This is a genomic window from Arthrobacter glacialis, assembly GCF_002909445.1.
GTDB classification, from domain to species: domain Bacteria; phylum Actinomycetota; class Actinomycetes; order Actinomycetales; family Micrococcaceae; genus Specibacter; species Specibacter glacialis.
In genome coordinates, this window is the sequence record NZ_PPXC01000006.1 from 242,567 (window position 1) to 269,550 (window position 26,984).

At 62.7% G+C, this 26,984-nt stretch carries 24 protein-coding genes; 23 read left to right on the forward strand and 1 reads right to left on the reverse strand.

All coding sequences use genetic code 11. The features are described 5' to 3' along the window. The first annotated feature begins 36 nt into the window (after positions 1–36). The 10 genes from alaS to nusB all read left to right on the forward strand — a co-directional run bounded on the left by alaS (position 37) and on the right by nusB (position 10,005). Entirely contained in the window at positions 37–2,718 is a 2,682-nt protein-coding gene (alaS, locus tag CVS27_RS10085) for an alanine--tRNA ligase (protein ID WP_103465591.1), read from the forward strand. Positions 2,719–2,764: 46 nt separating this feature from the next. Continuing rightward, a complete protein-coding gene (ruvX, locus tag CVS27_RS10090) occupies positions 2,765–3,316 on the forward strand; it encodes a Holliday junction resolvase RuvX (protein ID WP_279325064.1) in 552 nt (183 codons plus the stop codon). Further along, positions 3,313–4,563, forward strand: a complete 1,251-nt coding sequence (gene mltG / locus CVS27_RS10095) for an endolytic transglycosylase MltG (RefSeq protein ID WP_103465592.1) — start codon at positions 3,313–3,315, stop codon at positions 4,561–4,563. The genes ruvX and mltG overlap by 4 nt, the downstream gene beginning before the upstream one ends. Next, positions 4,564–5,475: a shikimate dehydrogenase gene (locus tag CVS27_RS10100; protein WP_103465593.1), complete on the forward strand. Its 912-nt coding sequence runs from the start codon at positions 4,564–4,566 to the stop codon at positions 5,473–5,475. A 5-nt stretch (positions 5,476–5,480) separates the two neighbouring features. Then, a complete protein-coding gene (gene aroC / locus CVS27_RS10105; protein WP_103465594.1) occupies positions 5,481–6,680 on the forward strand; it encodes a chorismate synthase in 1,200 nt (399 codons plus the stop codon). Continuing rightward, the gene (locus CVS27_RS10110; protein WP_103465595.1) at positions 6,680–7,258 is read left to right on the forward strand and encodes a shikimate kinase; all 579 of its coding nucleotides are present in this window, start codon (positions 6,680–6,682) and stop codon (positions 7,256–7,258) included. Before aroC ends, CVS27_RS10110 begins: the two co-directional genes overlap by 1 nt. Then, complete coding sequence (gene aroB, locus CVS27_RS10115; RefSeq protein WP_103465596.1) at positions 7,255–8,364, forward strand: 3-dehydroquinate synthase; 1,110 nt, start codon at positions 7,255–7,257, stop codon at positions 8,362–8,364. The genes CVS27_RS10110 and aroB overlap by 4 nt, the downstream gene beginning before the upstream one ends. After that, positions 8,365–8,877 carry a hypothetical protein gene (locus CVS27_RS10120; RefSeq protein ID WP_103465597.1) on the forward strand — a complete coding sequence of 171 codons (513 nt, stop codon included), beginning with the start codon at positions 8,365–8,367 and terminating at the stop codon, positions 8,875–8,877. It abuts the gene before it with no gap. A gap of 118 nt (positions 8,878–8,995) precedes the next feature. Continuing rightward, positions 8,996–9,559 (forward strand): elongation factor P, encoded by a 564-nt coding sequence (gene efp, locus CVS27_RS10125; RefSeq protein WP_103465598.1) that lies wholly within the window; start codon positions 8,996–8,998, stop codon positions 9,557–9,559. After that, positions 9,559–10,005 carry a transcription antitermination factor NusB gene (nusB, locus tag CVS27_RS10130; protein ID WP_103465599.1) on the forward strand — a complete coding sequence of 149 codons (447 nt, stop codon included), beginning with the start codon at positions 9,559–9,561 and terminating at the stop codon, positions 10,003–10,005. The genes efp and nusB overlap by 1 nt, the downstream gene beginning before the upstream one ends. A gap of 90 nt (positions 10,006–10,095) precedes the next feature. Here nusB and CVS27_RS10135 read toward each other — a convergent pair whose 3' ends face one another. After that, positions 10,096–11,502 carry a PrsW family intramembrane metalloprotease gene (locus tag CVS27_RS10135; protein ID WP_103465600.1) on the reverse strand — a complete coding sequence of 469 codons (1,407 nt, stop codon included), beginning with the start codon at positions 11,500–11,502 and terminating at the stop codon, positions 10,096–10,098. 166 nt (positions 11,503–11,668) lie between these two features. On the opposite strand from CVS27_RS10135, the gene pyrR reads away from it, so the two are divergent. From pyrR to CVS27_RS10200, 13 genes are all read left to right on the forward strand, one after another. Next, positions 11,669–12,298, forward strand: coding sequence for a bifunctional pyr operon transcriptional regulator/uracil phosphoribosyltransferase PyrR (gene pyrR, locus CVS27_RS10140; RefSeq protein ID WP_103465601.1), 630 nt, complete (start codon positions 11,669–11,671; stop codon positions 12,296–12,298). After that, on the forward strand, positions 12,295–13,326 hold the full coding sequence (locus CVS27_RS10145; protein WP_103465602.1) for an aspartate carbamoyltransferase catalytic subunit: 1,032 nt from the start codon (positions 12,295–12,297) through the stop codon (positions 13,324–13,326). The genes pyrR and CVS27_RS10145 overlap by 4 nt, the downstream gene beginning before the upstream one ends. After that, a complete protein-coding gene (locus CVS27_RS10150; protein WP_103465603.1) occupies positions 13,323–14,648 on the forward strand; it encodes a dihydroorotase in 1,326 nt (441 codons plus the stop codon). Before CVS27_RS10145 ends, CVS27_RS10150 begins: the two co-directional genes overlap by 4 nt. After that, entirely contained in the window at positions 14,648–15,253 is a 606-nt protein-coding gene (locus CVS27_RS10155) for a PH-like domain-containing protein (protein ID WP_207767492.1), read from the forward strand. The genes CVS27_RS10150 and CVS27_RS10155 overlap by 1 nt, the downstream gene beginning before the upstream one ends. A gap of 2 nt (positions 15,254–15,255) precedes the next feature. Beyond that, positions 15,256–16,437 carry a glutamine-hydrolyzing carbamoyl-phosphate synthase small subunit gene (gene carA, locus CVS27_RS10160; RefSeq protein ID WP_103465604.1) on the forward strand — a complete coding sequence of 394 codons (1,182 nt, stop codon included), beginning with the start codon at positions 15,256–15,258 and terminating at the stop codon, positions 16,435–16,437. Next, positions 16,437–19,766, forward strand: a complete 3,330-nt coding sequence (carB, locus tag CVS27_RS10165; RefSeq protein ID WP_103465605.1) for a carbamoyl-phosphate synthase large subunit — start codon at positions 16,437–16,439, stop codon at positions 19,764–19,766. The genes carA and carB overlap by 1 nt, the downstream gene beginning before the upstream one ends. Then, entirely contained in the window at positions 19,756–20,601 is an 846-nt protein-coding gene (pyrF, locus tag CVS27_RS10170; protein ID WP_103465606.1) for an orotidine-5'-phosphate decarboxylase, read from the forward strand. Before carB ends, pyrF begins: the two co-directional genes overlap by 11 nt. Positions 20,602–20,702: 101 nt before the next feature. Then, a complete protein-coding gene (gene mihF / locus CVS27_RS10175; protein WP_103465642.1) occupies positions 20,703–21,023 on the forward strand; it encodes an integration host factor, actinobacterial type in 321 nt (106 codons plus the stop codon). Further along, the gene (gene gmk, locus CVS27_RS10180; protein WP_103465607.1) at positions 21,020–21,634 is read left to right on the forward strand and encodes a guanylate kinase; all 615 of its coding nucleotides are present in this window, start codon (positions 21,020–21,022) and stop codon (positions 21,632–21,634) included. Before mihF ends, gmk begins: the two co-directional genes overlap by 4 nt. A gap of 52 nt (positions 21,635–21,686) precedes the next feature. Continuing rightward, positions 21,687–21,944, forward strand: a complete 258-nt coding sequence (gene rpoZ, locus CVS27_RS10185) for a DNA-directed RNA polymerase subunit omega (RefSeq protein WP_038462701.1) — start codon at positions 21,687–21,689, stop codon at positions 21,942–21,944. Positions 21,945–21,967: 23 nt separating this feature from the next. Beyond that, positions 21,968–23,296, forward strand: coding sequence for a bifunctional phosphopantothenoylcysteine decarboxylase/phosphopantothenate synthase (locus CVS27_RS10190; protein ID WP_103465608.1), 1,329 nt, complete (start codon positions 21,968–21,970; stop codon positions 23,294–23,296). A gap of 80 nt (positions 23,297–23,376) precedes the next feature. Then, positions 23,377–24,579, forward strand: coding sequence for a methionine adenosyltransferase (gene metK / locus CVS27_RS10195; protein ID WP_103465609.1), 1,203 nt, complete (start codon positions 23,377–23,379; stop codon positions 24,577–24,579). A 133-nt stretch (positions 24,580–24,712) separates the two neighbouring features. Next, positions 24,713–26,812, forward strand: a complete 2,100-nt coding sequence (locus tag CVS27_RS10200; protein WP_103465610.1) for a primosomal protein N' — start codon at positions 24,713–24,715, stop codon at positions 26,810–26,812. Positions 26,813–26,984 lie beyond the last annotated feature (172 nt).

The following is a 26,984-nucleotide window of genomic DNA, read 5'->3' on the forward strand; positions in this document are numbered from 1 at the left end:
TAGAACGCTAGAACTATTGAAGGAGCCACCAGGCTAATGAAATCGCACGACATTGCAAGCCGCTGGGTAGATTTTTTCGCCAGCAAGTCACACACCCCCGTGCCCTCAGCTTCACTGGTGTCCTCCGACCCGTCACTGTTGTTCACAGTTGCCGGCATGGTTCCCTTCATTCCCTACCTCACCGCCCGTGAAGTTCCGCCGTTCCAGCGTGCCACGAGCGTGCAGAAATGCATCCGCACCGGCGACATTGACGAGGTGGGCAAGACTGTCCGCCACGGCACCTTCTTCCAGATGTGCGGGAACTTCTCCTTTGGGGACTACTTCAAGGAAGGCGCCATCAGCTACGCATGGGAGCTGCTGACAAGCCCCCTTGATGCGGGCGGCTACGGCCTCCCGGCCGAGAAGCTGTGGGTCACCGTCTACCTCGACGATGAGGAAGCCCTGGAAATCTGGCGCGACAAGATCGGCGTCCCCGCTGACCGCATCCAGAAAATGGGCAAGGCAGACAACTACTGGTCCACCGGCCAGCCCGGCCCGGCCGGCCCCTGTTCGGAAATATTCTACGATCGCGGCCCCGAGTACGGCATTGACGGAGGCCCGGCCGCTGACGACACCCGCTACATTGAAATCTGGAACCTCGTCTTCATGCAGTTCCAGCGTGGCGAAGGCACCGGCAAGGACAATTTTGAGATTCTGGGCGAACTGCCCAAGAAGAACATCGACACCGGCCTGGGCCTTGAACGCCTGGCCATGATTCTCCAGGGCGTGGAGAACATGTACGAGACCGACCAGGTCCGTCCCGTCCTGGACAAGGCAGCCCAACTCGCCGGCAAGGACTACACCTCCACCGAGGATCCCAAGGACCCGCACCACACCGATGATGTGCGTCTGCGCGTTGTGGCCGACCATATCCGTTCTTCGTTGATGCTGATTTCCGACGGCGTTTCACCCTCCAACGAAGGCCGCGGTTACGTGCTGCGCCGCCTGATCCGCCGGGCCGTGCGCGCCATGCGCCTGCTGGGCGTGGAAACCGCTGTGCTGCCGGATCTGCTGCCGGTCTCCCGCGACGCCATGAAGGGCGCCTACCCCGAGGTTGAGACTGACTTTGCGCGCATTGCCCGCATTGCCTACGCCGAGGAACGGTCCTTCCTGCGCACCATCGCCAGCGGCACCGCACGCCTGGAAGAGGCGGTCAAGGAATCAAAGGCCGCCAACACCCACCTCACAGCTGCCGAGGCCTTCGCCCTCCATGACACCTACGGTTTCCCCATTGACCTGACACTTGAAATGGCTGGCGAAGCCGGCCTGGCAGTGGATGAGAGCGGCTTCCGGGCCCTCATGCTGGAGCAGCGCCAGCGCGCCCAAAAGGATGCCAAGGCCAAGAAGAGCGGCCACGCCGATCTCACGGTGTTCCACGAACTGCTGGCCAAGGGCGAGACTGTCTTCACCGGCTACAGCGAATTGGAGAGCCAGGGCCGTGTGCGCTCCGTCCTCTCCAACGGGGCACCCGTGGCCTTCGCCTCCACCGGCCAGGAAGTTTCCCTGGTCCTGGATGAGACACCTTTCTACGCAGAGGCAGGCGGCCAGGCCGCCGACACCGGCCTGATCACCGGCGACGGCTTCGTGGTGGAAGTTCTGGACGTCCAGCGCCCCATCAAGGGACTGAGCGTCCATCACGCAATCGTTCGTGAGGGCGAACTGCCAGCCGACGCCATGGTGCGCGCCGCCGTCGACCGTGAACGCCGCCATGCAGGCGAGCAGGCCCACACAGGTACGCACATTGTGCACGCGGCCCTGCACCAGATTCTCGGCCCGGAGGCGCTGCAGCGAGGCTCTTACAACAAGGCCGGCTACCTGCGCTTTGACTTCTCCTGGGGTGAGGGCCTGAGTGCGGCAACCCGCTCTGAGATTGAAGAAGTGGCGAACATTGCCATTCGCAACAACTACCGCGTGGACACCAAGGTCATGGACCTGGACGCCGCCAAGGCGCTGGGTGCAACGGCTTTGTTCGGCGAGAACTATGGTGCGCAAGTGCGTGTTGTGGAGATCGACGGCGCATGGTCCCGTGAACTCTGCGGTGGCACCCATGTGGACAGCACGTCCCGCATTGGGTCGCTGACGTTGTTGGGCGAGCAGTCGGTGGGTTCGGGAAACCGCCGCGTGGAGGCCTTTGTGGGCATGGATGCGTTCCGCCACCTGGCCGCCGAGCGCGCCCTGGTCACCTCCCTCTCGGACATGCTCAAGGTTCCCTCCAGCCTCCTGCCGGAACGCGTGGCGGCAACCCTGGCCAAGCTCAAGACGGCCGAGAAGGAACTGGAGCGCCTGCGCAAGGAACAGCTCGGTGCGGCCGCAGCCAAGCTTGCCGACTCCTTTGTTGATGCCAACGGCGTGCGTGTCATTGCGCACGACGCCGGTGACGTCAGCAGTGCTGACGACCTGCGGGCCTTGGCCCTGGATTTGCGCGACCGCCTCGGTTCGGCACCATCCACCATTGCCATCGCCGGTGCCGGCAACGGCCGCCCCATCATCTTGGTGGTCACCAATGAGGGCGCACGCGAGGTAGGCATCAAGGCTGGCAACCTGGTCAAGCTGGCCTCGGGCATCCTCGGCGGCGGTGGCGGCGGAAAGCCGGACATGGCCCAGGGTGGCGGCAGTGATGTCAACGCCATCGGTGCCGCACTGGCTGCTGTCAGTGACGCCGTGAAGAACCGGTCATAGGGCTCCGGTGCCGGAGAACAATTTCCCGCAGGGAATCAAACTTGGTGTGGACGTTGGTATGGTCCGTGTTGGTTTGGCCTCCTGCGACCCCGACGGGATCCTCGCCACACCCGTGAAAACGTTAAGTCGCGATCTGAAGAAGAACAGCGACATCAAGGTTTTAGTCAAGGAAGCGGCTGCGCGCGGCGTATGCCAGATCTTTGTGGGCTTGCCGCGGACCATGAAGGGCGAGGAAAAGGCTTCGGCACAGATGGCGCGCAGCTATGCGCAGCTCCTGACGCAGGCGCTGGCAGCGGCCGAGCTGGCAGTGCCAGTGATGCTGGTGGATGAGCGGCTGACAACTGTCAGTGCCCATACTGCCCTGCACAATGCTGGCGTCAGCAGTCGTGAACACCGTAAAGTAGTAGATCAAGTTGCAGCTGTTGAAATATTGCAACATGCTATCGATATGCAAAAAGCGCGCAACGCCAATGTTGGAGAGCAAGTGCGCGTACATCAGCCGAGCGTTGTGGGGACTGCCGGTGAATCTGACCACGAAGAGGTTTCCACCATTTCTACGCCAAGCAGTGTGCCGGATGAATCGACAAGGGCCCGATGAATAACGTACTCCGGGACGGCACAAACGCCCCGCACGACGAGCACGCCCCGCACGACGACGCTGCCGAGCATTTTTGGGAGCACGAGCACGATTCCGCGGAGCACGCCGGGGAATACGTTGCCGAGCCCCCTTACCAGGACCATGGGGAAGCCTTGCCCTCGCGGCGGACCAGCCGCGTGTCCAAGCGGGTCCGCAAGCGCCGTCGTAGCCTGGTTTTCTTGATCATTTTGGTCATGTTCGCGGCCGTTGTGTACTTTGCCGTTCAAGCAGTGCGGCCCATGCTCGGCGGCTTCACGGTTGCTGACTACCCCGGCCCGGGTACGGGTTCGGTGCAGATTGTGGTCTCGGCTGGTGCCACGGGACGAACCGTGGCGGGTGAGCTTAAGACCAAGGATGTTGTTGCCAGTGAGCAGGCGTTCCTGGATGCCCTGACGGCAGCCGACGGCTCCGGCTCCTTGCAGCCGGGCACCTTCTCCATGAAGTTGCAGATGAAGGCCGCCGACGCTGTCACGATTCTGCTGGCGACCAGTGATGAGAAGGTCCACTACGCAGCAGTGGCGCAAAACCTGCGCATCAATGACACGCTGGCTGTTTTGGCCAAGAGCACTGGCATTGCCCAGGCCGATTTTGACGCCCTGGCCAAGCAGCCCCAACTCTTTGAGCTGCCCGCACAGGCCAAGAACCTGGAAGGCTATCTGGCCCCGGGGGAGTACCGCTTCCCCATTGAGCTGGACGCCAAGGGAATCCTGACCCAGATGGTTACGGCCACCAAGAAGTCACTCACTGACACGGGGATCACCGATCCGGCTGAGCAGTACCGGGTTTTGATCATTGCCAGCATCATTGAATTCGAAGGCAATGAGGCAAACTACGCCAAGATTTCCGGTGCCATCGAGAACCGCATCAACAACCCCAACGGCGAAACCGGTGGCCGGCTTGAATCCGATGCCACGGTGGCTTACGGACTGGGCCTGAAAACTTACAACCTCACGGCTGAACAAAAAGCTGACAAGACCAACTTGTACAACACCTTTGCCCTGCCCGGTCTGCCGGTGGGTCCCATCGGCTCACCCGGCATCAAGGCCATCGAAGCAGCAGCACACCCGGAAACAAACCCTTACTACTTCTGGGTGACAGTGGATTTGAAGACAGGCGAGACGCTTTACGCGGCCACGTTTGCCGAGCACCAGATGAATGTGACCAAATACGTTGCCTGGTGTGAAGCGAACCCGGGAGAGTGTAAATAATTGACTGATCCGCTTCGCGGCGCGGTGCTGGGCCACCCCATTGGCCACTCCAAGTCACCGGCCCTGCACAACGCTGCCTACGCCGCCTTGGGCGCCGAGCTTGGCTACTCAGCCATTGATGTTCAGGAGCCCGCCCTTGAGGGCTTCCTGGCTCAAGTACGTGCCGAGAAGCACTGGTACGGGCTCTCCGTCACCATGCCGTTGAAAAACGTGGCTGTGGGTTTGATGGATGAGCTCACCCCCACAGCCCGGGCCTTGGGCGCGGTCAACACCATTGTGTGCACCCAAACGCCCGCCGGTGTAACGCATTTGCGCGGGGACAACACGGACGTGGCAGGCCTGGTCAATGCCCTGCGCCATGCCGGGGTGGCGGAACGGCCACGCGCAGCCATCCTCGGCGGTGGCGGGACAGCCGTCTCAGCGGTTGCCGCGTTGGTTCAGCTGGGCGCCCCTGAGATCACTGTTTTTGTGCGCAACCTGGCCAAGGGATCCGACGTGCTGGCGGTGGCGGCCAACCTCGGTGTTGCCATCTCAGTTGAGCTCTTTGACGGCGCGGCGGACGCTTTGGCGGGGTTCGACGTCGTAATTTCCACCCTGCCGCCACGTGGTGCCGACGCGCTGGCGCACGCCTTCGCAGCTCAAGGCGCCGCTGTGGCCGGTGCCTTGTTGCTTGACGCCGCCTACGACCCCTGGCCCAGTGCGCTGGCCCAGGCGTGGGAGCGGGCGGGCGGCGGTGTGGTTGCTGGAATTGAGATGCTTTTGTATCAGGGTGTGGAACAAGTCAAGCTGTTTACAGTCGCGGCAGGATACAGTGCGCTGGATACAGAACAAGTCGGGGACGTCATGGATGTGATGTGCGACGCAATCGGCGTCCACAGGCGAGATCCCCACGAACAGAACATGGCAGGATAGAGAGTATGTTGCGTTGGTTGACCGCCGGAGAATCACATGGCCCGGCTCTCGTGGGAATTATTGAAGGCGTGCCTGCCGGAGTGGAGCTCACGAGCGCCCACATCCGCGACGCCCTGGCCCGGCGTCGTCTGGGCTACGGCCGTGGCGCCCGGATGAAATTTGAGCAGGACGTGGTGACCATTTTGGGTGGCGTGCGCCACGGGCTGACCCAGGGTGGCCCCGTAGCCATCCAGATCGCCAACTCGGAGTGGCCCAAGTGGGAGCAGATCATGTCTGCTGACCCCGTGGACGCCGCCGAGCTGGAGGGTCAGGCCCGCAACGCTCCCTTGACGCGTCCGCGCCCCGGCCATGCCGACTTCACCGGCATGCAGAAGTACGCGTTCAGCGAGGCCCGCCCCGTTTTGGAACGCGCAAGCGCCCGCGAAACAGCCACGCGTGTGGCCCTGGGTGTTGTTGCCGCCCAGATGCTGGCAGCTGTTGGCGTTGAACTGGTCAGCCATACGGTGCAGATTGCCGGTGTTGCCTCACCCGAGGACGCGGCCCTGCCAGTCTTTTCAGACGTGGCAGCCCTGGACGCCGATCCCTTGCGCTGCTTTGACGCAGCCACCTCAGCCGCCATGGTTGCCGAAGTTGACACGGCCCAGAAGCAAGGCGAAACCCTGGGCGGCGTCGTCGAAGTTTTGGCCTACAACCTGCCCCCCGGATTGGGCAGCTACGTGCACTGGGACCGCCGCCTTGACTCGCGTCTGGCCGGTGCCCTGATGGGCATCCAGGCCATCAAGGGCGTTGAAGTGGGCGACGGCTTCGCCACGGCCGCCCGCAGGGGATCTGCTGCCCATGATGAGATTGTGCGCGACGCCGATGGCCGGATCATCCGCACCTCCAACCGCGCAGGCGGCATTGAGGGCGGCATGAGCATTGGTGATGTGTTGCGTGTTCGCGCGGCCATGAAGCCGATCGCCACCGTTCCGCGCGCCTTGAAGACCATTGACGTTGCCACCGGCGAACCCGCCAAGGCCCACCACCAGCGTTCGGACGTTTGTGCCGTGCCCGCGGCAGGTGTTGTGGCCGAGGCCATGACGGCGCTTGTGCTGGCGGAGGCCCTGATGGAGAAGTTCGGCGGGGACTCCATCATGGAGACCAAGCGCAACATGGGCAGCTACCTGGTTGCGATTCCGGCGAATCTGGACACGCTGGCGCACTGATGGCAGCTGGCAAGGAACCGGGCGCGGCACAGCGCTTTACGCCACACCGGCCCATTGTCATGATCGGCCCCATGGCCGTCGGAAAATCAGTGATTGGGGCGGAGCTGGCCCGCGTCCTTGGTGTGGAGTTCATTGACTCCGACCACAAGATCGTGGCCAAGCACGGCCCCATTCCACGGATTTTCGATGCCCGCGGCGAGCACCACTTTCGCCAACTGGAAGCACGGGCCATTGCCGATGTTTTGGATTCCCAGCAACCCAAGCCGGTGGTTTTGTCCCTGGGTGGCGGGGCGGTGCTCGATTCGGGCACCCAGCAATTGTTGGCCCGTGCCACAGTCGTTTTCCTCAACGCCGACGTGGAGACTGTCAGGGAGCGCATCCTGCGCAACACTGGCCGCCCACTGCTGGCAACTGACCCCGTAGCCACCTGGCAGCGTCTGGCAGGGGTTCGTGGCCCCGTTTACGCTCGCCTGGCAAATATCACTCTTGATGTGAGCAACTCCAATGTGCCGCAACTTGTTGCGCGGCTGATCGATCTGCTGGAAGCAGAATCAAGGAAAGAGAATTCCGCACAGTGAATACCGAAAATGTAACCGCAACCCCCAACACCGTCATCAAGGTCACCGGCGCTTTGCCCGGTGAGAATTACGACGTCGTGGTGGGCCGGGGGCTCTTGAATCAACTTCCGGCACTGCTGGGGGAGCGCGTCAAAAAAGTTCTGGTCATTCACCCGCGTGCACTTCGCCTCACCGGTGACACCGTGCGTGACGATCTGGAAGCCGCCGGATTCACCACGCTGACGGCCGAGATTCCTGATGCCGAAGAAGGCAAGCACATCCAGGTTGCGGCCTTCTGCTGGCAGGTGCTGGGGCAAAACGACTTCACCCGCTCCGACGCCATTGTGGCAGTGGGCGGCGGCGCCGTTACCGACGTCGCAGGATTTGTGGCAGCAACCTGGCTGCGCGGCGTCAAGGTAGTCCACATGCCCACCTCCCTGTTGGGCATGGTGGACGCGTCTGTGGGTGGCAAGACAGGCATCAACACGGCAGAGGGCAAGAACCTGGTGGGCGCATTCCACCCGCCCGCCGGCGTGCTGGTGGACCTGGACACCCTGGACACCCTGCCGCCCAACGAGCTCATCTCAGGCATGGCCGAGGTCATCAAGTGCGGCTTCATTGCCGACCCCGTGATCTTGGACTTGATCGAGGCGAACCCGGAGGCCGTCAAGGATCCGCGCTCACCCATTCTGCGTGAACTCATTGAGCGTGCCATAGCCGTCAAGGCAAAGGTGGTGTCCGAGGACCTGAAGGAATCGGGCCTGCGTGAAATCCTCAACTACGGACACACCCTGGGCCACGCCATTGAATTGACCGAGCGCTACTCGTGGCGCCATGGTGCAGCCGTTGCTGTTGGCATGATGTTTGCCGCCGAACTGGCCCGCAGCGTGGGCCGCCTCAGTGATGAAGAGGCAGACCGCCACAGGACCATCCTGGCGCAGCTGGGGCTGCCCCTGAGCTACCGCAAGGACCGCTGGCAGGCGCTGCTGGACGCCATGCGCCGGGACAAGAAGACCCGCGGGGACCTGCTGCGCTTTGTGGTGCTCGACGGCGTGGGCCGGCCCGGGATCCTCGACGTCCCGGACACGTCACTGCTGTTTGCCGCCTACCAAGAAATTGCGTCATAAATGGGGTTGAAGGATTGGCCCTCAGCCGGATTTCCGGGCACCGCACTCAACCCTGACACGCTGCTGCCGGAGGTTGTGGATGAGGACGTGTGTGCGGAAGCTCTCACGCTTTCCAACGATGCCGGCGACGCCATCTTTGTCCTGTTGGCCCGCGGGCTGACGAGCGAGGCTGCCGAGGCAGTGGCGATTGCCCGTCTGGAGGACCCGGCATCCATCAGGCTGCAGGTGCTTGACGCCGAAGTGCTGCGTGCCTCGAAACACTTTGTCAGGGCTGAAAGACTGTTGAAAGCCCTCCTTCCGGAAGTGAGCACCACATCCCTTGAGCCGTGGGTGTTCCAGCAGCTGGGGAAGGTGTACTTCAGCAACGGCCAGTTCGTGGCTGCCGCACAAAAGTTTGCTACAGCGTTGGAGTTGCGGGTGGCTTCAGGGGCTGATGCCACGGCCATCTACTCCTCAACCGTTTCCCTGAAACGGGCCCTGGATCTGGCTGAACAAACCGAGGACTACAAATAAGGCAGTTGTGCCGTGCCGGGAATTGCGTCATGGTGGCGAGGATCATGCGGCGCGGCCCGGCTTAGTGCGGTAATATGGTCAATGGATTTTTGATAACACTTATACGTAAGAGGCTACTGTGGCAACGACTAACGATATTAAGAACGGCACTGTTCTCAAGCTTGAGGGCCAACTGTGGAACATCATTGAGTTCCAGCACGTAAAGCCCGGCAAGGGTGGCGCGTTTGTTCGCACCAAGATGCGCAATATCCTCTCCGGCAAGGTTGTTGACAAGACGTTCAACGCGGGCCTGAAGATTGAAACTGCAGTCGTTGACCGCTCCGATTACCAGTACCTGTACCAGGATGGCGAAGACTTCGTCTTCATGGACAACCAGAACTTTGACCAGCTGACTGTTCCGGCCAAGACTGTTGGTGACGCCACCAACTTCATGCTCGAAAACATCAACGTCACCATCGCCCTGCACGAAGGCACCCCGCTGTACATTGAATTGCCCCCGTCGGTTCAGCTGCGCATCACGTACACCGAGCCTGGCCTGCAGGGCGACCGTTCCTCCGCCGGCACCAAGCCCGCCACGGTGGAAACCGGCTACGAGATCCAGGTTCCCTTGTTCGTTGAGAACAACACGCTTGTCAAGGTTGACACTCGTGACGGAAGCTACCAGGGACGTGTAAGCGAGTAGTGGCAAGCCCCCAGACTAGCCCCACGGGCAAACCGAATTCGGCGCGCAGCAAGGCCCGCCGCCGTGCCTTGGAGATTTTGTTCGAGGCAGAACAGCGGGATGTGAGCGCCATGTCCGCGCTGACCGCCCGCCGCGAGAAGATTGATCAAATCATCAACCCTTACACGGTGGATTTGGTTGAGGGCGTCACGGCCATGGCTGAGAGCATCGACGAGTTCCTGCAGACGTATTCGCAGGGCTGGACGCTTGAGCGCATGCCTGCCGTTGACCGCATCATCTTGCGCATTGGCAGCTGGGAGCTGCTGTACAACGACGACGTCCCCGACGCCGTTGCTGTAAGCGAAGCTGTTGAACTGGCCAAGATTCTCTCCACGGATGAGTCCCCGCAGTTCGTCAACGGCCTGCTGGGCCGTTTGCAACAGATCAAGCCAACCCTCCTGGCCTAAGGTTTTTCCAACTGACCCGCAGAAAACGCCGAAAAACACGTCAAAAACGTGTATTTTCGCCGTTTTCTGCGGGTCAGTTGTTTAAGCGGGCTAGTAGTGCGGGGGTTGGGCGTTTTGCCCCTGTATGTTCTGCCCCTGGAGGTACTGGTTCTGATGTTGGATGTGCTGGGCCAGCTGGGCCTGTTGAATTTGCTGGGCCGCCCACACTGTGTGGGCGTGCCGGCCCAGCAGCTCATTGCGCACCGCCGTGATCTTCTCCAGCAGCCTCAGCTCCAACACCTGGCCGGTGGCGAAGCGTCGTGCCGCGCCGCTGCCTGGGGCGCCCTTGGCATCCACCAGGAGCCGTTGCCGGGTGAAGGCCAGCCGCGTGGCCAGCCGGATGAACTCCTTCATGACGGGGCCGGCCGCGAACGTCTTGGACCACGCCATGGCACGACGCCGGCCGGCGCCTGTTGCGAGCATCGGCACCTCCGGCTCGGTGAACCAGCCGGACGGAACGTAGTCGGCAAGGCGTTTGCGCGTCAGTTTCGCCTCGGAGCGACGCAGCCAGATGATGCCCAGAATAAACACGATGAACAGCGGCACCTGGAGCACGCCGTAGACAAGGAAGAAGTTGGCGCCCAGGAACGATGTGCCGTTCCACAGCCCGTGCAGGAGCATGGCCGGGATCAGCCCCACCACCCAGGCGCCCAGTACCATCAACGTCCCGCCGTTGCGGGCGGCGTACCCCACACAAAGCCCCAGGGCGGCCGTGAACATGACGTGGGCAAACGGCGACATCAGGCCACGCATGACAAAGATGGCCACGAGTCCGCCGGCGGCGCCCTGGGATTCCTGGAGTTCGTTGCCGAAATAGAGAATGTTCTCGGTGAAGGCGAAGCCTGCCGCGATGATGCCGGCATAGACAACGCCGTCAACCGGGCCGTCAAAGGTGCGCCGGCGCAGGAAGAACAGCAGGAGCAGGCCAACACCCTTGCAGAATTCTTCCACCAGCGGGGCCTGGATCACGGCGCCCACCATGTCGGCGTCCGCTTCGCTGCCTCCCGACATGAGCAAGGGCTGCACCCAGCTGCCCAGCACCAAGGTGGTGATGACTGCCATGCCGGCGCCCCAGCAAAAACCCAGGACCAGGGCTGGAATGGGTTCCGGCTCCCACCTGTCTATCCAGAGCAGGGTGAGCACACAAATAGTCAGCGGGATCAGGGCCAGCAGGCCGCAGATCAAGAACACGCTCACGCCCAGGGAGAAAGCAAAGAACACCAAGGTGCCCATGGCAACCAGCCCAAACACGCACAGCAGGATGATATTCATCACCTTGGTGCCGGTCCCGGCGGCACGCTTGGGGACCGGGGCGGGGGCGGGGTGGGCCCAATAATCAGGCCTATAGTTCAGAGCCGTGCCCGGCCCCTGGGCCTGGGGCAGGGGTGGCTGGGCGTACTGTGGCTGCTGATTCGGGGCGCCGTCGACGGTGTTTTGCCAGTGGCCAGGTTCACTCATAGTTCTCAGACTAGAGCCAGCCGCTGTGCTGTGAAAGATGGCGCGCGCAAAGACCCTGCAGCGGGCCCTTCGGCGCGGGCGGCCGGCACCTGTTGTGGTAGTTTTGCTTCTAAGCAATCAACCTTTTAATTCCGTCCTGTGAGGCGGGGAAAGGGGACGCGAGAAAATGAATAATTCCTCTTCAGCTTTTGAGGACGTTCACAACAGCTCAGCGCCGCTCAATGTGTCCCGCGTGGTTCTCACCGCAGCAGATATTGAACGGGCGTTGACTCGTATCGCCTACGAAATTCTGGAAGCCAACAAGGGCTCAGCAAATTTGCTGTTGCTCGGTATCCCGCGACGCGGATATCCCTTGGCCCAGCGACTGGCCGCCAAACTGGCCGCCAGCGATCCCGCGATCGATCCGGCCGCCATTGTGGGCCAACTCGACGTCACCATGTTCCGTGACGATCTTGCCCACCAGCCCACCCGGGCCCCGCAACGCACCGAACTGCCTGTCTCCGGCATTGACGGTAAAACCATTGTGCTGGTTGATGACGTGCTGTACTCAGGACGCACCATCCGTGCAGCCCTTGACGCCCTAGTGGACCTTGGCCGGCCACGGGCCGTGCGCCTGGCCGTCCTGGTGGATCGGGGTCACAGGGAATTGCCCATCCGGGCTGATCACGTAGGCAAGAACCTGCCCACCTCCTCGAGCGAAAAAGTGCGGGTGCACCTTGCCGAGATCGACGGCGTGGATGTCCCGGATGAAGTTGTCATTGAGTCAGGACCAGTTGTTATTGAGGGCGGCGCATGAGGCATTTGTTGGGAACCGAGGCGCTCAGCCGTGAAAACGCCATCCAAATTTTGGACACAGCCCAGGAAATGGCTGCTGTGGGGGAGCGGGAAGTCAAAAAGCTTCCGGCCCTGCGCGGACGCACAGTTGTCAACCTCTTTTTTGAAGACTCCACCCGCACCCGTATCTCCTTTGAAGCCGCGGCCAAGCGCCTCTCGGCCGATGTCATCAACTTCAGCGCCAAAGGCTCCTCCGTGTCCAAGGGCGAATCGCTCAAGGACACGGCTCAAACCCTGCAGGCCATGGGGGCCGACGCCGTGGTCATCCGCCACTGGGCGTCCGGTGCCCCGGCCCGCCTGGCCAACTCGGGCTGGATCGACGCTGCCGTCATCAACGCCGGGGACGGCACCCACGCCCACCCCACCCAGGCCCTGCTGGACGCGTTCACCATGCGCGCCCACTGGGCCAAGCTCAGCGGCACTTCCTCGGTGGGCGCAGACCTGACCGGGATGCGCGTTGTGATTGCCGGGGACGTGCTGCATTCCCGCGTGGCCCGCTCCAATGTGTGGCTGCTGCGCACACTTGGCGCCCACGTGACCCTCGTTGCGCCGCCCACCTTGCTGCCCATCGGCGTCGAACATTGGCCCTGCGAGGTCAGCTACGACCTGGACGCCACGTTGGAGGCCGGTGTGGACGCGGTCATGATGCTGCGCGTGCAGGCCGAACGCATGAACGCCTCCTTCTTCCCCTCCACGCGCGAGTACGCCCGCCGCTGGGGCTTTGACGATGCGCGGCTGGCCAAGCTGGATGCGCTCAACCTCAAAGACACCATCATCATGCACCCCGGCCCCATGAACCGCGGCCTGGAGATTTCCTCCGCGGCAGCAGATTCGCCCCGCTCAACAGTGCTGGCCCAGGTTCGCAACGGCGTCTCCGTGCGCATGGCCACCCTGTACCTGCTGCTCGCCGGGGATCTGCGCGAGAACACCACCACGTCCACACCTGCTGCAGTGAATAACACAGTGCCGAACGCTAAGGACCCTTCATGACTTCCTCCAGTTACCTGATTCGCTCAGCCTCCCTGCTGGGCACTACCACGGCTGACATTCTGGTTGCCGACGGCATCATCACAGCCGTTGGTGTGAACCTGGGCTCAGAGGTTGTTGGCGAGGCAACCGTCATCGACGCCGCGGGCCTGGTGGCGCTGCCGGGCATGGTTGACCTGCACACCCACCTGCGCGAACCCGGCCGCGAAGACGCTGAAACGGTGGAGACCGGCACCCGTGCGGCCGCCCTGGGCGGGTTCACGGCCGTCCACGCCATGGCCAACAGCTCACCCGTTGCCGACACGGCTGGCGTTGTTGAGCAGGTTTACTCACTGGGCCGCGAATCCGGCTGGGTCGATGTTCGCCCCGTGGGTGCCGTAACGGTGGGCCTGGCCGGCAAGCAACTTGCTGAGCTGGGAGCCATGGCTGATTCCAAGGCCCGTGTTCGCGTGTTCTCCGACGACGGCATCTGCGTCAGCGACCCCGTCATGATGCGCCGGGCGCTGGAGTACGTGAAGGCGTTCGACGGCGTGATCGCCCAGCATGCGCAAGAACCCCGCCTGACGGAGGGCGCGCAGATGAACGAGGGCGTTGTCTCCGCCGATCTGGGCTTGGCCGGCTGGCCCGCAGTGGCTGAAGAATCCATCATTGCCCGTGATGTTTTGCTGGCACAGCACGTGGGTTCACGCCTGCATGTTTGCCACGTCTCCACAGCAGGTTCGGTGGAGATCATCCGCTGGGCCAAGGAACGCGGCATCTCCGTCACGGCCGAGGTCACCCCGCACCACCTGCTCCTCACCGAGGAACTCGTGCGCAGCTACAACCCGGTGTACAAGGTCAACCCGCCGCTGCGCGCCGACGCCGATGTGCTGGCCCTGCGTGCGGCCCTGGCCGACGGCACCATCGACATTGTTGGCACCGACCACGCACCGCACCCCAGCGAAGCCAAGGAATGCGAATGGGCCTCAGCGGCCATGGGCATGACGGGTTTGGAAACAGCCCTGTCAGTGGTGGCGGAAACCATGATTGAAACTGGCTTGATGACCTGGGCCGATTTTGCCCGCGTCACCTCCACCACCCCGGCACAGATTGGCCAGCTCGCCGATCAGGGCCGGCCCCTGGAAGTGGGCGAGCCCGCCAACATTGTGCTGGTTGACCCCGCAGCACGCTGGAACGTTGACCCGCACGCCATGGCCACCAAGGGACGCAACTCGCCGTTCGCCGGGCTGGTGCTGCCGGGCAAGGTTATGGCCACGTTCTTCAACGGCCACCCCACAGTGCTCGACGGCAAGCTGAACACCCCGTACAACCACGGAGTCAACTAGTGGATGAGCGCATCCTGCCGGGCGTCCTGACCCTGCTGATTGTTGCCGTGGCCTTTGCCCTGATGTGGTGGGGCTGGCGCAACAAGCTCAAGCGCCAGGGCAGTGTTGGCGAACTGCCTGCTGTTCCGGCGGATCTGGGCGCCGCGCTGATCAGTGTTCCCGGGCAATATGTTGTCACCACCACAGCGGGGGACTGGCTTGACCGCCTGGCCGTGCACGGCCTGGGCATCAGGACACCCGCTGTGGTGCACGTCTACAGCACAGCCGTTGTGGTGGAGCGCAAGGGTGCCCAGGACTTGTTCATTGCAGCCGGGGAGCTCACCGAGGTGGGAACCAAGGCCGGCATGGCCGGCAAGTTCGTGGAGCGGGACGGGCTGGTGGTCATGAGCTGGCTGCTGGCCGGCACCGAAGTGGACACAGGATTCCGAACAGCAGAGGCCGGAGCGAAGCGTCCACTGCTGGACGCCTTGACGGCGTTGTTGCCCCGGAACCATGGCGGCATGGCTGAGAATGATGTAGAAGAAGTACAAGGAACGCCTTTGACTAAGGCGCCTCTAGATGGCGAAGAAACACCAGCCGCAGATAGCAACGGAAAGAACAATTGAGAATGAGTGATGCAATTATGCCTGCACAGGCACTTTTGGTCTTGGAAGACGGCCGCACTTTCCGTGGCGCCAGCTACGGAGCGCAGGGCACCGCCCTGGGCGAGGCTGTCTTCACCACCGGCATGACCGGCTACCAGGAGACCCTCACGGATCCCTCCTACGCCCGCCAGCTGATTGTCCAGACGGCCCCGCACATCGGCAACACCGGTGTGAATGCGGCAGACAACGAGTCCAGCAAGATCTGGGCTGCCGGCTATGTTGTGCGCGACGCCGCCCGCCGCCCCTCCAACTGGCGCTCGGAGGGATCGCTCGACGACGAGCTCTCCTCCCAGGGCGTTGTTGGCATCTCCGGTGTTGACACCCGCGCCATCACCCGCCACCTGCGTGAACGCGGCGCCATGAAGGCAGGCATCTTCTCCGGTGCCGACGCAGACCGCACGCCCGCCGAGCTCCTGGCCGAGGTTCTGGCCCAACCCTCCATGGAGGGCCTGCAGCTCGCTGAAGAAGTCAGCGTGAAGGAAGCCTACGTCGTCGAGCCCTCAGCACACGGCTGGGAAGGCGAGCCGCTGTTCTCCATCGCGGCCCTTGACCTGGGCATCAAGGCCATGACGCCCCAGCGCTTCGCCGAGCGCGGCGTGCGCGTCCACGTGCTGCCTGCAACCACCACCTTCGAGGAAGCTGCGGCGTTGAACCCCGACGGCGTGTTCCTCTCCAATGGCCCCGGCGATCCCGCCACAGCCAACCGCCAGGTGGGCTTTGTGCGCAGCTTCCTGGATGCCGGCGTACCGTACTTTGGCATCTGCTTCGGCAACCAGATCCTGGGCCGCGCCCTGGGCTACGGCACCTACAAGCTGCGTTACGGCCACCGCGGCATCAACCAGCCCGTCATGGACCGCAGCACGGGCAAGGTGGAGATCACCAGCCAGAACCACGGCTTCGCCGTTGACGCCCCGCTGGATGGCCCCACTCAGGCTCCCGAGGAGCGCTTTGGCCGGGTTGAAGTAAGCCACATCAGCCTCAACGACCAGGTCGTGGAAGGGCTTTCCTGCCTGGACATTCCAGCCTTCTCCGTCCAGTACCACCCCGAGGCAGCAGCCGGCCCGCACGACGCCGCCTACCTCTTTGACCGGTTCATCGCCTTGATGAGCGCCACCAAGAACGCACAGACTGAGGAATCCAAGTAATGCCGAAGAGAGAAGATCTTAAGTCCGTACTGGTCATTGGATCCGGTCCCATTGTGATCGGCCAGGCCGCAGAGTTTGACTACTCCGGCACCCAGGCGCTGCGCGTGTTGAAGGAGGAGGGCCTGCGGGTCATCCTGGTCAACTCCAACCCGGCCACCATCATGACCGACCCCGAATTTGCGGATGCAACCTACGTGGAGCCGATCACCCCCGAGGTCGTTGAGAAGATCATCGCCAAGGAACGCCCCGACGCCATCTTGCCCACACTGGGCGGGCAGACGGCCCTGAACACGGCCATCGCCCTGGACAAGAACGGCGTACTGGCCAAGTACAACGTTGAGCTGATCGGTGCCAACATTGCCGCCATCGAGCTCGGCGAAGACCGCGAAAAGTTCAAGGGCGTTGTTGAGCGTTGCGGTGCCGAATCGGCACGCAGCCACATCATCCACACCATGGATGAGGCATTCGTCGCGGCCGAAGACCTGGGCTACCCCATGGTCGTTCGCCCCTCCTTCACGATGGGTGGGCTCGGCTCCGGACTGGCCTACAGCCCAGAGGACTTGACGCGCATTGTGGGCCAGGGCCTGCAGTACAGCCCCACCACCGAGGTCTTGCTGGAAGAGAGCATCCTGGGCTGGAAGGAATACGAGCTGGAGATGATGCGCGACAAGAACGACAACGTCGTTGTGGTCTGCTCCATCGAAAACTTTGACCCGGTGGGCGTCCACACGGGCGACTCCATCACTGTGGCCCCGGCCATGACGCTGACGGACCGAGAATACCAGAACCTGCGCGACATCTCCATCGCCGTCATCCGCGAGGTTGGCGTTGATACCGGTGGTTGCAACATCCAGTTCGCCATCGAGCCGGACACCGGCCGCGTCGTCGTGATTGAGATGAACCCGCGTGTGTCACGCTCCTCGGCACTGGCCTCCAAGGCAACAGGCTTCGCCATCGCCAAGATCGCCACGAAGCTCTCCCTGGGCTACACCTTGGATGAAATCCCCAACGACATCACCCAGAAGACGCCGGCCTCCTTCGAGCCGAGCCTTGACTACGTGGTGGTGAAGGTGCCCCGCTTTGCGTTCGAGAAGTTCCCGGCGGCGGACCCCACGCTGACCACCACCATGAAGAGCGTTGGCGAAGCAATGGCCATGGGCCGCAACTTCACCGAAGCCCTGCAGAAGGCCCTGCGTTCCCTGGAGCAGAAGGGCGCCAGCCTTGACTTCTCCTCCGTCAACGCCCTGGATGTCCCCGATCTGATCGAGGCCGCCAAGCGCCCCACCACGGAGCGCCTCTCCCAGGTCCAGCGCGCCCTGTTGGGCGGCGGCACCATCGAGGAGCTGTACGCGGCCACCGGCATCGATCCCTGGTACCTTGACCAGCTGGTGCTGTTGAACGAAGTTTCGGCCACCATCCGCCAGTCCACCGCACTGACACCGGAGATGCTCAAGCTGGCCAAGCGCCACGGCTTCTCCGATGCCCAGATCGGTGCCCTGACCAACAACTCCGAGGCAGTGGTGCGCGGTGTGCGCCAAGCCTTGGGTATCCGCCCCGTGTACAAGACGGTGGACACCTGCGCGGCCGAGTTCAACGCCTACACCCCGTACCACTACTCCTCCTACGATGAGGAAGATGAGATTGCGCTGCACGAGAAGCCGTCCATCATCATCCTGGGTTCCGGACCCAACCGCATTGGTCAGGGCATCGAGTTTGACTACTCCTGCGTGCACGCCTCCATGGCACTGCGCAAGGCCGGTTACGAGACCGTCATGGTCAACTGCAACCCCGAAACCGTCTCCACCGACTACGACGTCTCCACGCGCCTGTACTTTGAGCCGCTGACGCTTGAAGACGTACTGGAAGTCATCGCCGCTGAAGAGCGCACCGGCGGCGTCATGGGTGTGTTCGTCCAGTTGGGCGGGCAGACCCCGTTGAAGCTGGCCCAGGAACTGGCCGACGCCGGTGTCCCCATCCTTGGCACGTCCCCCGAAGCCATTGACCTGGCCGAGCACCGCGGCATGTTCTCCCGCGTGCTTGATGAGGCCGGCCTGATTGCGCCCAAGAACGGCACCGCAGTGTCCTTCAACGACGCCAAGAAGATCGCCGATGAGATTGGCTACCCCGTCCTGGTCCGCCCGTCGTACGTTTTGGGCGGCCGCGGCATGGAGATCGTCTACGACGAGGCCAACCTTTCCCGCTACATCAAGAACGCCACGGAAATCACCGAGGCGCACCCGGTCCTGATCGACCGGTTCCTGGAAGACGCCATCGAAATTGACGTGGATGCGTTGTTCGACGGCAAGGACATGTACCTCGGCGGCATCATGGAGCACATTGAAGAGGCCGGTATTCACTCCGGTGACTCCGCCTGTGTGCTGCCTCCCATCACCTTGGGCAAGGACGTTCAGGACCGCGTGAGGGCAGCAACCCGCGCCATCGCCGAAGGCGTGGGCGTGCGTGGCCTGATCAACATCCAGTTCGCCCTGGCCGCTGACATCCTGTACGTCCTGGAAGCCAACCCGCGTGCCTCGCGCACCGTGCCGTTTGTTTCCAAGGCAACAGGTGTTCAGATGGCCAAGGCCGCAGCCCTGATCGGTGTAGGTGTGTCCATCGCCCACCTGCGCAGCGTCCACCACATCCTGCCGGAAATCGGCGACGGCGGAACCCTGCCGGACAGTGCGCCAGTGTCCGTCAAGGAAGCTGTGATGCCGTTCAACCGATTCCGCACCCCCGAGGGTCACGTTGTTGACTCCCTGCTGGGCCCGGAAATGCGCTCCACCGGCGAGGTCATGGGCATTGACAAGCACTTTGACACGGCGTTTGCCAAGAGCCAGGCCGGCGCCAACAACGCCCTTCCCGTCTCCGGCAAGGTTTTTGTTTCGGTAGCCAACCGCGACAAGCGTTCCATCATCATGGCCGTCAAGCGCCTTTCCGACCTGGGCTATGAAATTGTCTCCACCGGCGGCACGGCCGATGTGCTGCGCCGCAACGGCATCGCCTCCACCATTGTGCGCAAGATCGGTGAAGGCACGTCAGTGGACGGTGAGGGAACCATTGTCGATCTGATCAACAACGGCGACATCGACATGATCTTCAACACCCCCACAGGCGGTCAGGCCCGCGGTGACGGCTACGAGATCCGTGCCGCAGCAGTCTCCAACGGCAAGCCCTGCATCACCACGGTTGCCGAGTTCAACGTGGCCGTCCAGGCCATGGAGGCTCTGCGCACCTACGAGTGGGATGTGACTAGCCTGCAGGAGCACGCCAAGGTGCTGGCAGCAGGTCAGGCCGAGCAGCACAAGCTGGCCGAGCAGCATGCCAAGTAGCAACGAAGCCAACGGCTTCGGAACACGCCTGGCAGAAGCCATGGTCGCCAAGGGTCCGCTGTGTGTGGGCATAGACCCGCACCCGGGGCTCCTGGCGGCCTGGGGGCTACCCGATTCGGCCCAGGGCCTGCGGACGTTCTCCCAGACCGTCCTGGAGGCTGTGGCCCCCTTGGCAGCGGCCATCAAGCCGCAGGTGGCGCTCTATGAGCGCCACGGCTCGGCCGGTCTGGCTGCGCTGGAGGAGCTCCTTGAGTCCTCCGTGCAGGCCGGAGTGCTGACCATTGCCGACGCCAAACGCGGCGACATTGGTTCCACCATGGCCGGCTACGCCGATGCCTGGTTGCGGGATGGTTCGGCACTGGCGGCGGATTCAGTAACACTGAGCCCGTACCTGGGGTTCGAGTCGCTGCGTCCGGCGCTGGACTTGGCGGCAAGCAACGGGCGGGGAGTTTTTGTTCTGGCTCTGACGTCCAACCCCGAGGGCGCCTCCGTGCAGCATGTGGGCGGCAACGAGTCGGTGGCCAAGCGCATTGTGCAGGCGGCAGCCCTGGAAAACCAGCGGTATGCCAATGAGACGTTGGGCTCAGTTGGTTTGGTGGTGGGTGCCACAGTTGGCACCGCATTGACCGAGCTGGGCATAGACTTGGCTTCCGTCAACGGCCCCATCTTGGCGCCCGGGCTTGGTGCCCAGGGTGCCACCGGGGCGGATATGCGGGCCACGTTTGGTGCCGCCTATCCGGCCGTGCTGGGCACTTCCAGCCGCGGCATCCTGGCCGCCGGTCCGGATATCTCCGCCTTGCGCCAGGCCACGACGGAGACCCTGAAGGGTTTGTAGTTTTTTGACGGATTGATTTGATCCCCTGGTGCGGATAGGTTCAAAGAATTACTTTGTTCCTGTCCGCACCATTGTTTGTCATCGCTAGGGGAGTCTTTTACGTGAATTTGCCGGCACTTTCACTCCAAGATCGCGCCGATGCACGGCTGAAGGCAATAGCGGCACGGGGCATCAGGTCGCGGATCAAGGCTGATCTAAAAAATGGCCAGATCACAGTTGGTGCTGTTCTCGCTGCGGCGGCACAGGAACCAGCCGTGGACAGGCTCAAAGTTTGTGAATTATTGGAAGCCCTTCCGGGCATTGGAAAGGTACGTGCAACTGTGATCATGAGCGAGCTGGGGATTGCCCCAACCCGCAGGGTGCGTGGCCTGGGCGTGCATCAGCGCCGGGCCTTGGTGGACTATCTGGGGCAGGGATCATGAACGAGGTCCAGGTACCCAGCGAGAACGTCACCCGCACCAAGTCGCGCAGCGGTGTAACAGTCCTGGCAGGCCCCACGGCCGTTGGCAAGGGAACTGTTTCCACCTTCATCAGGGACAACTACCCTGTGGTGTGGCTGTCAGTTTCGGCCACCACGCGCCCGGCCCGTCCGGGCGAGGAAGAAGGAATCCACTACTTTTTCAAGACTGCCGAAGAATTTGATGGCCTGGTTGCCGACGGCGATTTGCTTGAATGGGCTGTGGTGCACGGCGTCAACCGCTACGGCACCTTGCGCAGCACCGTTGAGGCCGCCGTGGCGGCAGGAAAGGCAGTGCTGCTGGAGATTGACCTGCAAGGGGCGCGACAGGTTAAAGAGGCCATGCCGGAAGCCGATTTTGTGTTCCTGGCACCACCCAGCTGGGACGAATTGGTCCGCCGTTTGGTGGGACGCGGCACAGAAACGGCCCAGGAACAGCAGCGCCGCCTAGAAACAGCTAAACTGGAACTTGCTGCCGCGCCGGAGTTTGACTACATCATCGTCAATGACGATGTCAGCCGTGCTGCAGCCGCGCTTGTTGACCTGATGGGGCTCACACCCCACCACATTATTTGATCCGTCTTTGATTGATCTGCAAGACCCCTTTACAAACTTTTTGGAGAAGTAATTGACTACACAACCCGAAGGCATCATCAATCCCTCGATCGATTCGCTGCTTGAAGCCGCTGACTCGAAGTACGGACTGGTCATCTTTGGTGCCAAGCGCGCACGCCAGATCAACGCTTACTACGCACAGCTCCACGAGGGCCTGTTCGAGTACGTTGGCCCCTTGGTAGACACCAAGCTCAACGAGAAGTCCCTCTCCATCGCTTTCCGCGAAATCGACGAGGGTCTGCTGGTTTCCACTCCCGTAGAGACCGTTTAATTAACGCGTAAAGAACACTAACGGTGTCACGACTAAACATTGTTTTGGGGGTAGGCGGCGGCATCGCCGCCTACAAGTCGGCTTTGTTGCTGCGCCTTTTTACCGAGGCCGGACATGACGTCACTGTCATCCCCACCGACGCGTCCACGAAGTTTGTGGGCGTGGCCACGTGGGAGGCCCTAAGCGGCCACCCCGCCACTAACAGTGTTTTTGACGCCGTTGATACTGTCAACCACGTTCGGCTTGGCCACGAGGCCGATCTCATTGTGGTGGCACCGGCCACGGCAGACCTTCTGGCCAAAGCAGCCGGAGGCCACGCCAACGATCTCCTGACCACCACCTTGTTGATGGCCCGGGGACCGGTTCTTTTTGCCCCGGCAATGCACACAGAAATGTGGCAGCATGGCGCCACGGTGGCCAATGTGGCCACCTTGCGTGCCCGGGGCGTCCATGTCATGGATCCTGCCGTGGGCCGGTTGACCGGCCCCGATTCGGGTCCCGGACGCCTGCCGGAACCGGCAGACATTTTTGCGGCAGCCACGGCCCTGTTCAAGCAGCCGGAACCGGCCTTGGCCTCAGAAAGTTGGGGCTCAGAAACTTTGGGTTCAGAGCCTGCGACCGCGGAGCCTGCTGTGCAGCCTGCCGGAGAAACCAGCGGGATCCTGGCCGGCAAACGTGTCCTCATCACTGCCGGTGGCACCCGGGAACCCCTGGATCCGGTGCGCTTTTTGGGCAATAAGTCCTCGGGCAAGCAGGGTGTTGCACTCGTTGAGGCCGCCCTGGCTGCGGGAGCAGACGTGACCTTGATCCACGCGCCCATGGACGTGCCGGCTCCAGCCGGGGCCAAACTGCAGCCCATTGAAACAGCACTGGAATTGCGGGCCGCCACCTTGGCTGCCGCGGCAACAGCGGATGTTGTCATCATGGCCGCTGCCGTTGCCGATTTCCGTCCGGCCAACATCTCCACGGGCAAGATCAAAAAGCGTGACAACACAGACGACCCCGTGATCACCTTGGTTCGCAACCCTGACATTCTGCTGGAACTGGTGGCCCACAGGGCGGCACAGAACCAGCAGCAGTTCATTGTTGGCTTCGCCGCCGAAACTGGTGACGAGCAAGCCGATGCCAGAACGTATGCACAGGCAAAATTGCAGCGCAAGGGCTGTGATCTCCTGGTGGTCAACGAAGTTGGCCCCGGGGACTCCGGCTCCGAACGGGTATTTGGGCAGGACACCAACCAGGTTGAAATTTTGGCCTTGGACGGTGCCGAGCCCGTGCAAACCGGTGGGAGCAAGCGTGAGGTTGCCAACGCCGTCGTACATCTTATTGCGCAGCGGCTGGGCGGCCGCTAATCCGTGCGTCAACGCAATTTGTGTGACAATCCATGTCTGCCGCCAATGGAGCGCGGCACTTTCCCCAGTAAAGTAGAACAGTGACTTCAGCAAACCCCCTGCGCCTATTTACCTCCGAATCCGTGACGGCAGGCCACCCCGACAAGATCTGCGACCAGATCAGCGACGCCATTTTGGATGCGCTGCTGGCCGAAGACCCCGATTCCCGGGTGGCCGTGGAAACCATGGCCACCACCGGTCTGGTCCACGTTGCCGGTGAGGTGACAACCAACGCCTATGTGGAAATCCCGGCCATTGTGCGCAACACCATTTTGGACATTGGCTACGATTCCTCAGCCAACGGCTTTGACGGCGCCCGCTGCGGTGTTTCCGTCTCGATCGGCCAGCAGTCCCAGGATATTTCCGACGGCGTTTTCAACGCTTTGGAGGTCCGTGAAGGCACCGCCGTGGACAAGTACGACACCCAGGGTGCCGGAGACCAGGGCTTGATGTTTGGCTACGCCAGCAACGAGACCGCCTCCTACATGCCCACGCCCATCTTCCTGGCCCACAGGCTCTCGGAGCGCTTGACCGACGTGCGCAAGTCAGGACTTCTTTCCTACCTGCGCCCCGACGGCAAGACCCAGGTGACCATCGGGTACGACGGCGAAACCCCCGTCTCAGTGGACACCGTAGTCATCTCCAGCCAGCATGCCGAGGGTGCCGCGTTGGCGCAGCTGCGTGCGGACCTGCAAGAATTTGTGATTGCACCTGTCATGGACGCCTCCGGCCTGGATGTCTCAGCCATCAAGACGTACCTGAACCCCGCCGGCCCATTTGTGGTTGGCGGCCCCGTGGGCGATGCCGGCCTGACCGGTCGCAAGATCATCGTTGACACCTACGGAGGCATGGCCCGCCACGGTGGCGGCGCGTTCTCCGGCAAGGATCCGTCAAAGGTTGACCGTTCGGCCGCCTACGCCATGCGCTGGGTTGCCAAAAATGTGGTTGCTGCGGGCCTGGCCTCGCGGGCGGAAATTCAGGTTGGTTACGCCATTGGTGTGGCCAAGCCGGTGGGTGTCTACGTTGAGACGTTCGGCACCGAGACCGTTGACCCGCGCCGCATCGAGGACGCCATCGCGGCAATCTTTGACCTGCGCCCCATGGCCATCATCGACAGCCTCGACCTCAAGCGACCCATCTACGCCAAGACCGCAGCCCACGGCCACTTCGGCCGCGACGAGCCTGACTTCACCTGGGAAAATCTTGACCGCGTTGATGCACTGAAGGCATTCTTCAACGCCTAAACCTAGAGTTATCCACAGCTAAGCACGGCCCGCTGACTTCTTTGTCAGTGGGCTGTGCTTAGCTTGTTTTAGGCCGCTTTATTGTGTGGCCGTCCAACCGGGCCACTGCCCCACGCCACTGAAGGAGGACGCCATGGAAGAAGACCAAAGCCATGGCGTGCAACTGAGCCTGCTCAGCGGTTTTGTGGCCAAGGAACGCGTGCCGGATCCGCACAGCGGCGTTGTCCTGGCACCGCAGCTGCCCGTGGCCCACGTGGTCATTGATTCCCCCTTGCCGCACTTGGACAGGATCTTCGACTACTCGGTGCCCCTGGAACTGGACGCCAGCGCCCAGCCCGGGGTGCGGGTTCGGGTCAAGTTCTCCGGCCAGGACCTCAACGGATTTCTCGTGGCCAGGGTCGCCGAGTCGCAGAGTGACCGGCTGGTGCCGCTGAACAGGGTCTATTCCGCCGTTCCGGTGCTGACACCGGCCGTGCTGGAGTTGGCCCACAAGGTCGCCGCTCGCTATGCAGGCACCGTGGCCGACGTGCTGCGGGTTGCCATCCCGCCGCGTGTAGCCAGCCTGGAGAAGATCTACCTGGCCAGGGACACCGGTCCCGCCAAAGATGAACTGGAGCCAGCCCCCGCAGCCCACCCCGGCGCCTCCCTGTTCGGGGACTATTCCCATGCCGAGGACTTCCTGACCCAGCTGGCCATGGGAGCGTCACCCAAAGCGGTATTAGGGGCACTGAGCGGTTTTGGCAGCCACTCGTGGCAGCATCAATTGGCCCAGGCCGTGGCATACTGCCAGCTCTCGGGCCGCGGGGCCATTGTGGTGGTCCCAGACCTGCGAGACCTGGATTTGTTGGAGCGCGCCTTCGCCTCCGTTTTGCCGCCCGACAGTTTTGTAAAACTGACTGCCGACGACGGCCCCAGCCTGCGCTACGCCAACTACCTGCGCGTCCTGTCCGGGGATGTGAAGATTGTCATTGGCACCCGCTCGGCCGCCTACGCTCCCGTCGCTGACCTGGGCCTGGTGTGCTGCTGGGACGACGGCGATGAACTGCACGTTGAGCGCCGGGCCCCGTACCAGCACAGCCGTGACGTGCTGCTGTTGCGCTCGGAAGTGGAAGGCACGGCAGTGCTGATGGCCGGGCACAGCCGCAGCAGCGAGTCCCAGCGCCTGGTGGCCACCGGGTGGGCCCAGGAGCTGGTGGCAGGGCGCGCCACCGTGCGCAAGGCTGTGGCGCGAGTCATCAGCACCTCTGATTCCTACGAGCAGGAGCGCGACCCCGCCGCCGCGTTGGCCCGACTGCCGCACAGGGCCTGGGAAACGGCCAAAGCTGCCCTGAAATTTGGTCCCGTGCTGGTGCAGGTTGCCCGGACGGGCTACGCCCCGGCTCTGGCGTGCCAGCGCTGCCGCGAGGTTGCCCGCTGCAAACACTGCACGGGCCCGTTGATGCAGTCGCGATCCCCAGGTTCCGCCTCCGTCATGGTCACGTGCAAGTGGTGCGGCCAGGCCGAGACCGCGTTTAGCTGCAGCACGTGCGGAAACCATGAACTGCGCGCGATCTCCGTGGGGGCGCTGCGCACCGCCGAGGAGCTGGGCCGGGCATTCCCCTCGGTGCCAGTCATCTCTTCTTCGGGGGAAAATATCAAGGGGACAGTCCCCGACAAGTCCGCCATTGTGGTGGCCACCATTGGGGCCGAACCCGTTGCACCTCATGGCTACTCGGCCGCCTTGCTGCTCGACGGCGACTCCATGCTGCGCCGTGAATCCCTCCGGGCGGGGGAGGAGACCTTGCGACGCTGGATGAACGCGGCAGCCCTGGTCCGTTCAGCGAAGGACGGCGGGATTGTTGTGGTGACAGCGGAGGAATCGGTCGAAGTGGCGGCTCTGGTTCGTTGGGATCCGGCCGGACATGCCGAACGGGAGTTTGCCCTGCGGCACGAACTGGGGCTACCGCCTGCCATGCGCCTTGCCTCGCTGACGGGCAGCGAAAAGGATGTTGAGGCGTTCCAGGCAGCCTTGAAACTTCCGGAGGCGGTGCGCACTATTGGCCCGGCGCCCGTGGCAACGGGCCGTAGTGCCGTCCCCGGGGATGAAGCACCCGACTACCGGACAATCTTGCTGTTTCCCTACTCCATGGCCAATCAGATCACCGGTTCCATGCGTGCGCTGAAGGCAGCCAACGCCGCCCGGCGGGTTGGTTCGCCCGTACAGGTTCGTTGCGACGGCGTTGACGTGCTCTAACGCTGCTGCGCTTCGCCTGAACATGTGACGGCCTGTGCATCGAGGGCATGCAGTAGAATATTTGTTCGTGAGGCTATTGCGTTGTGGTAACGGTTGGCGTATTCTGAGGGTATGAGTATTCCGGTGATTGTCCCCGGAGATCGGGGCGGTGAGGCCACGCAGGATGTGGCCC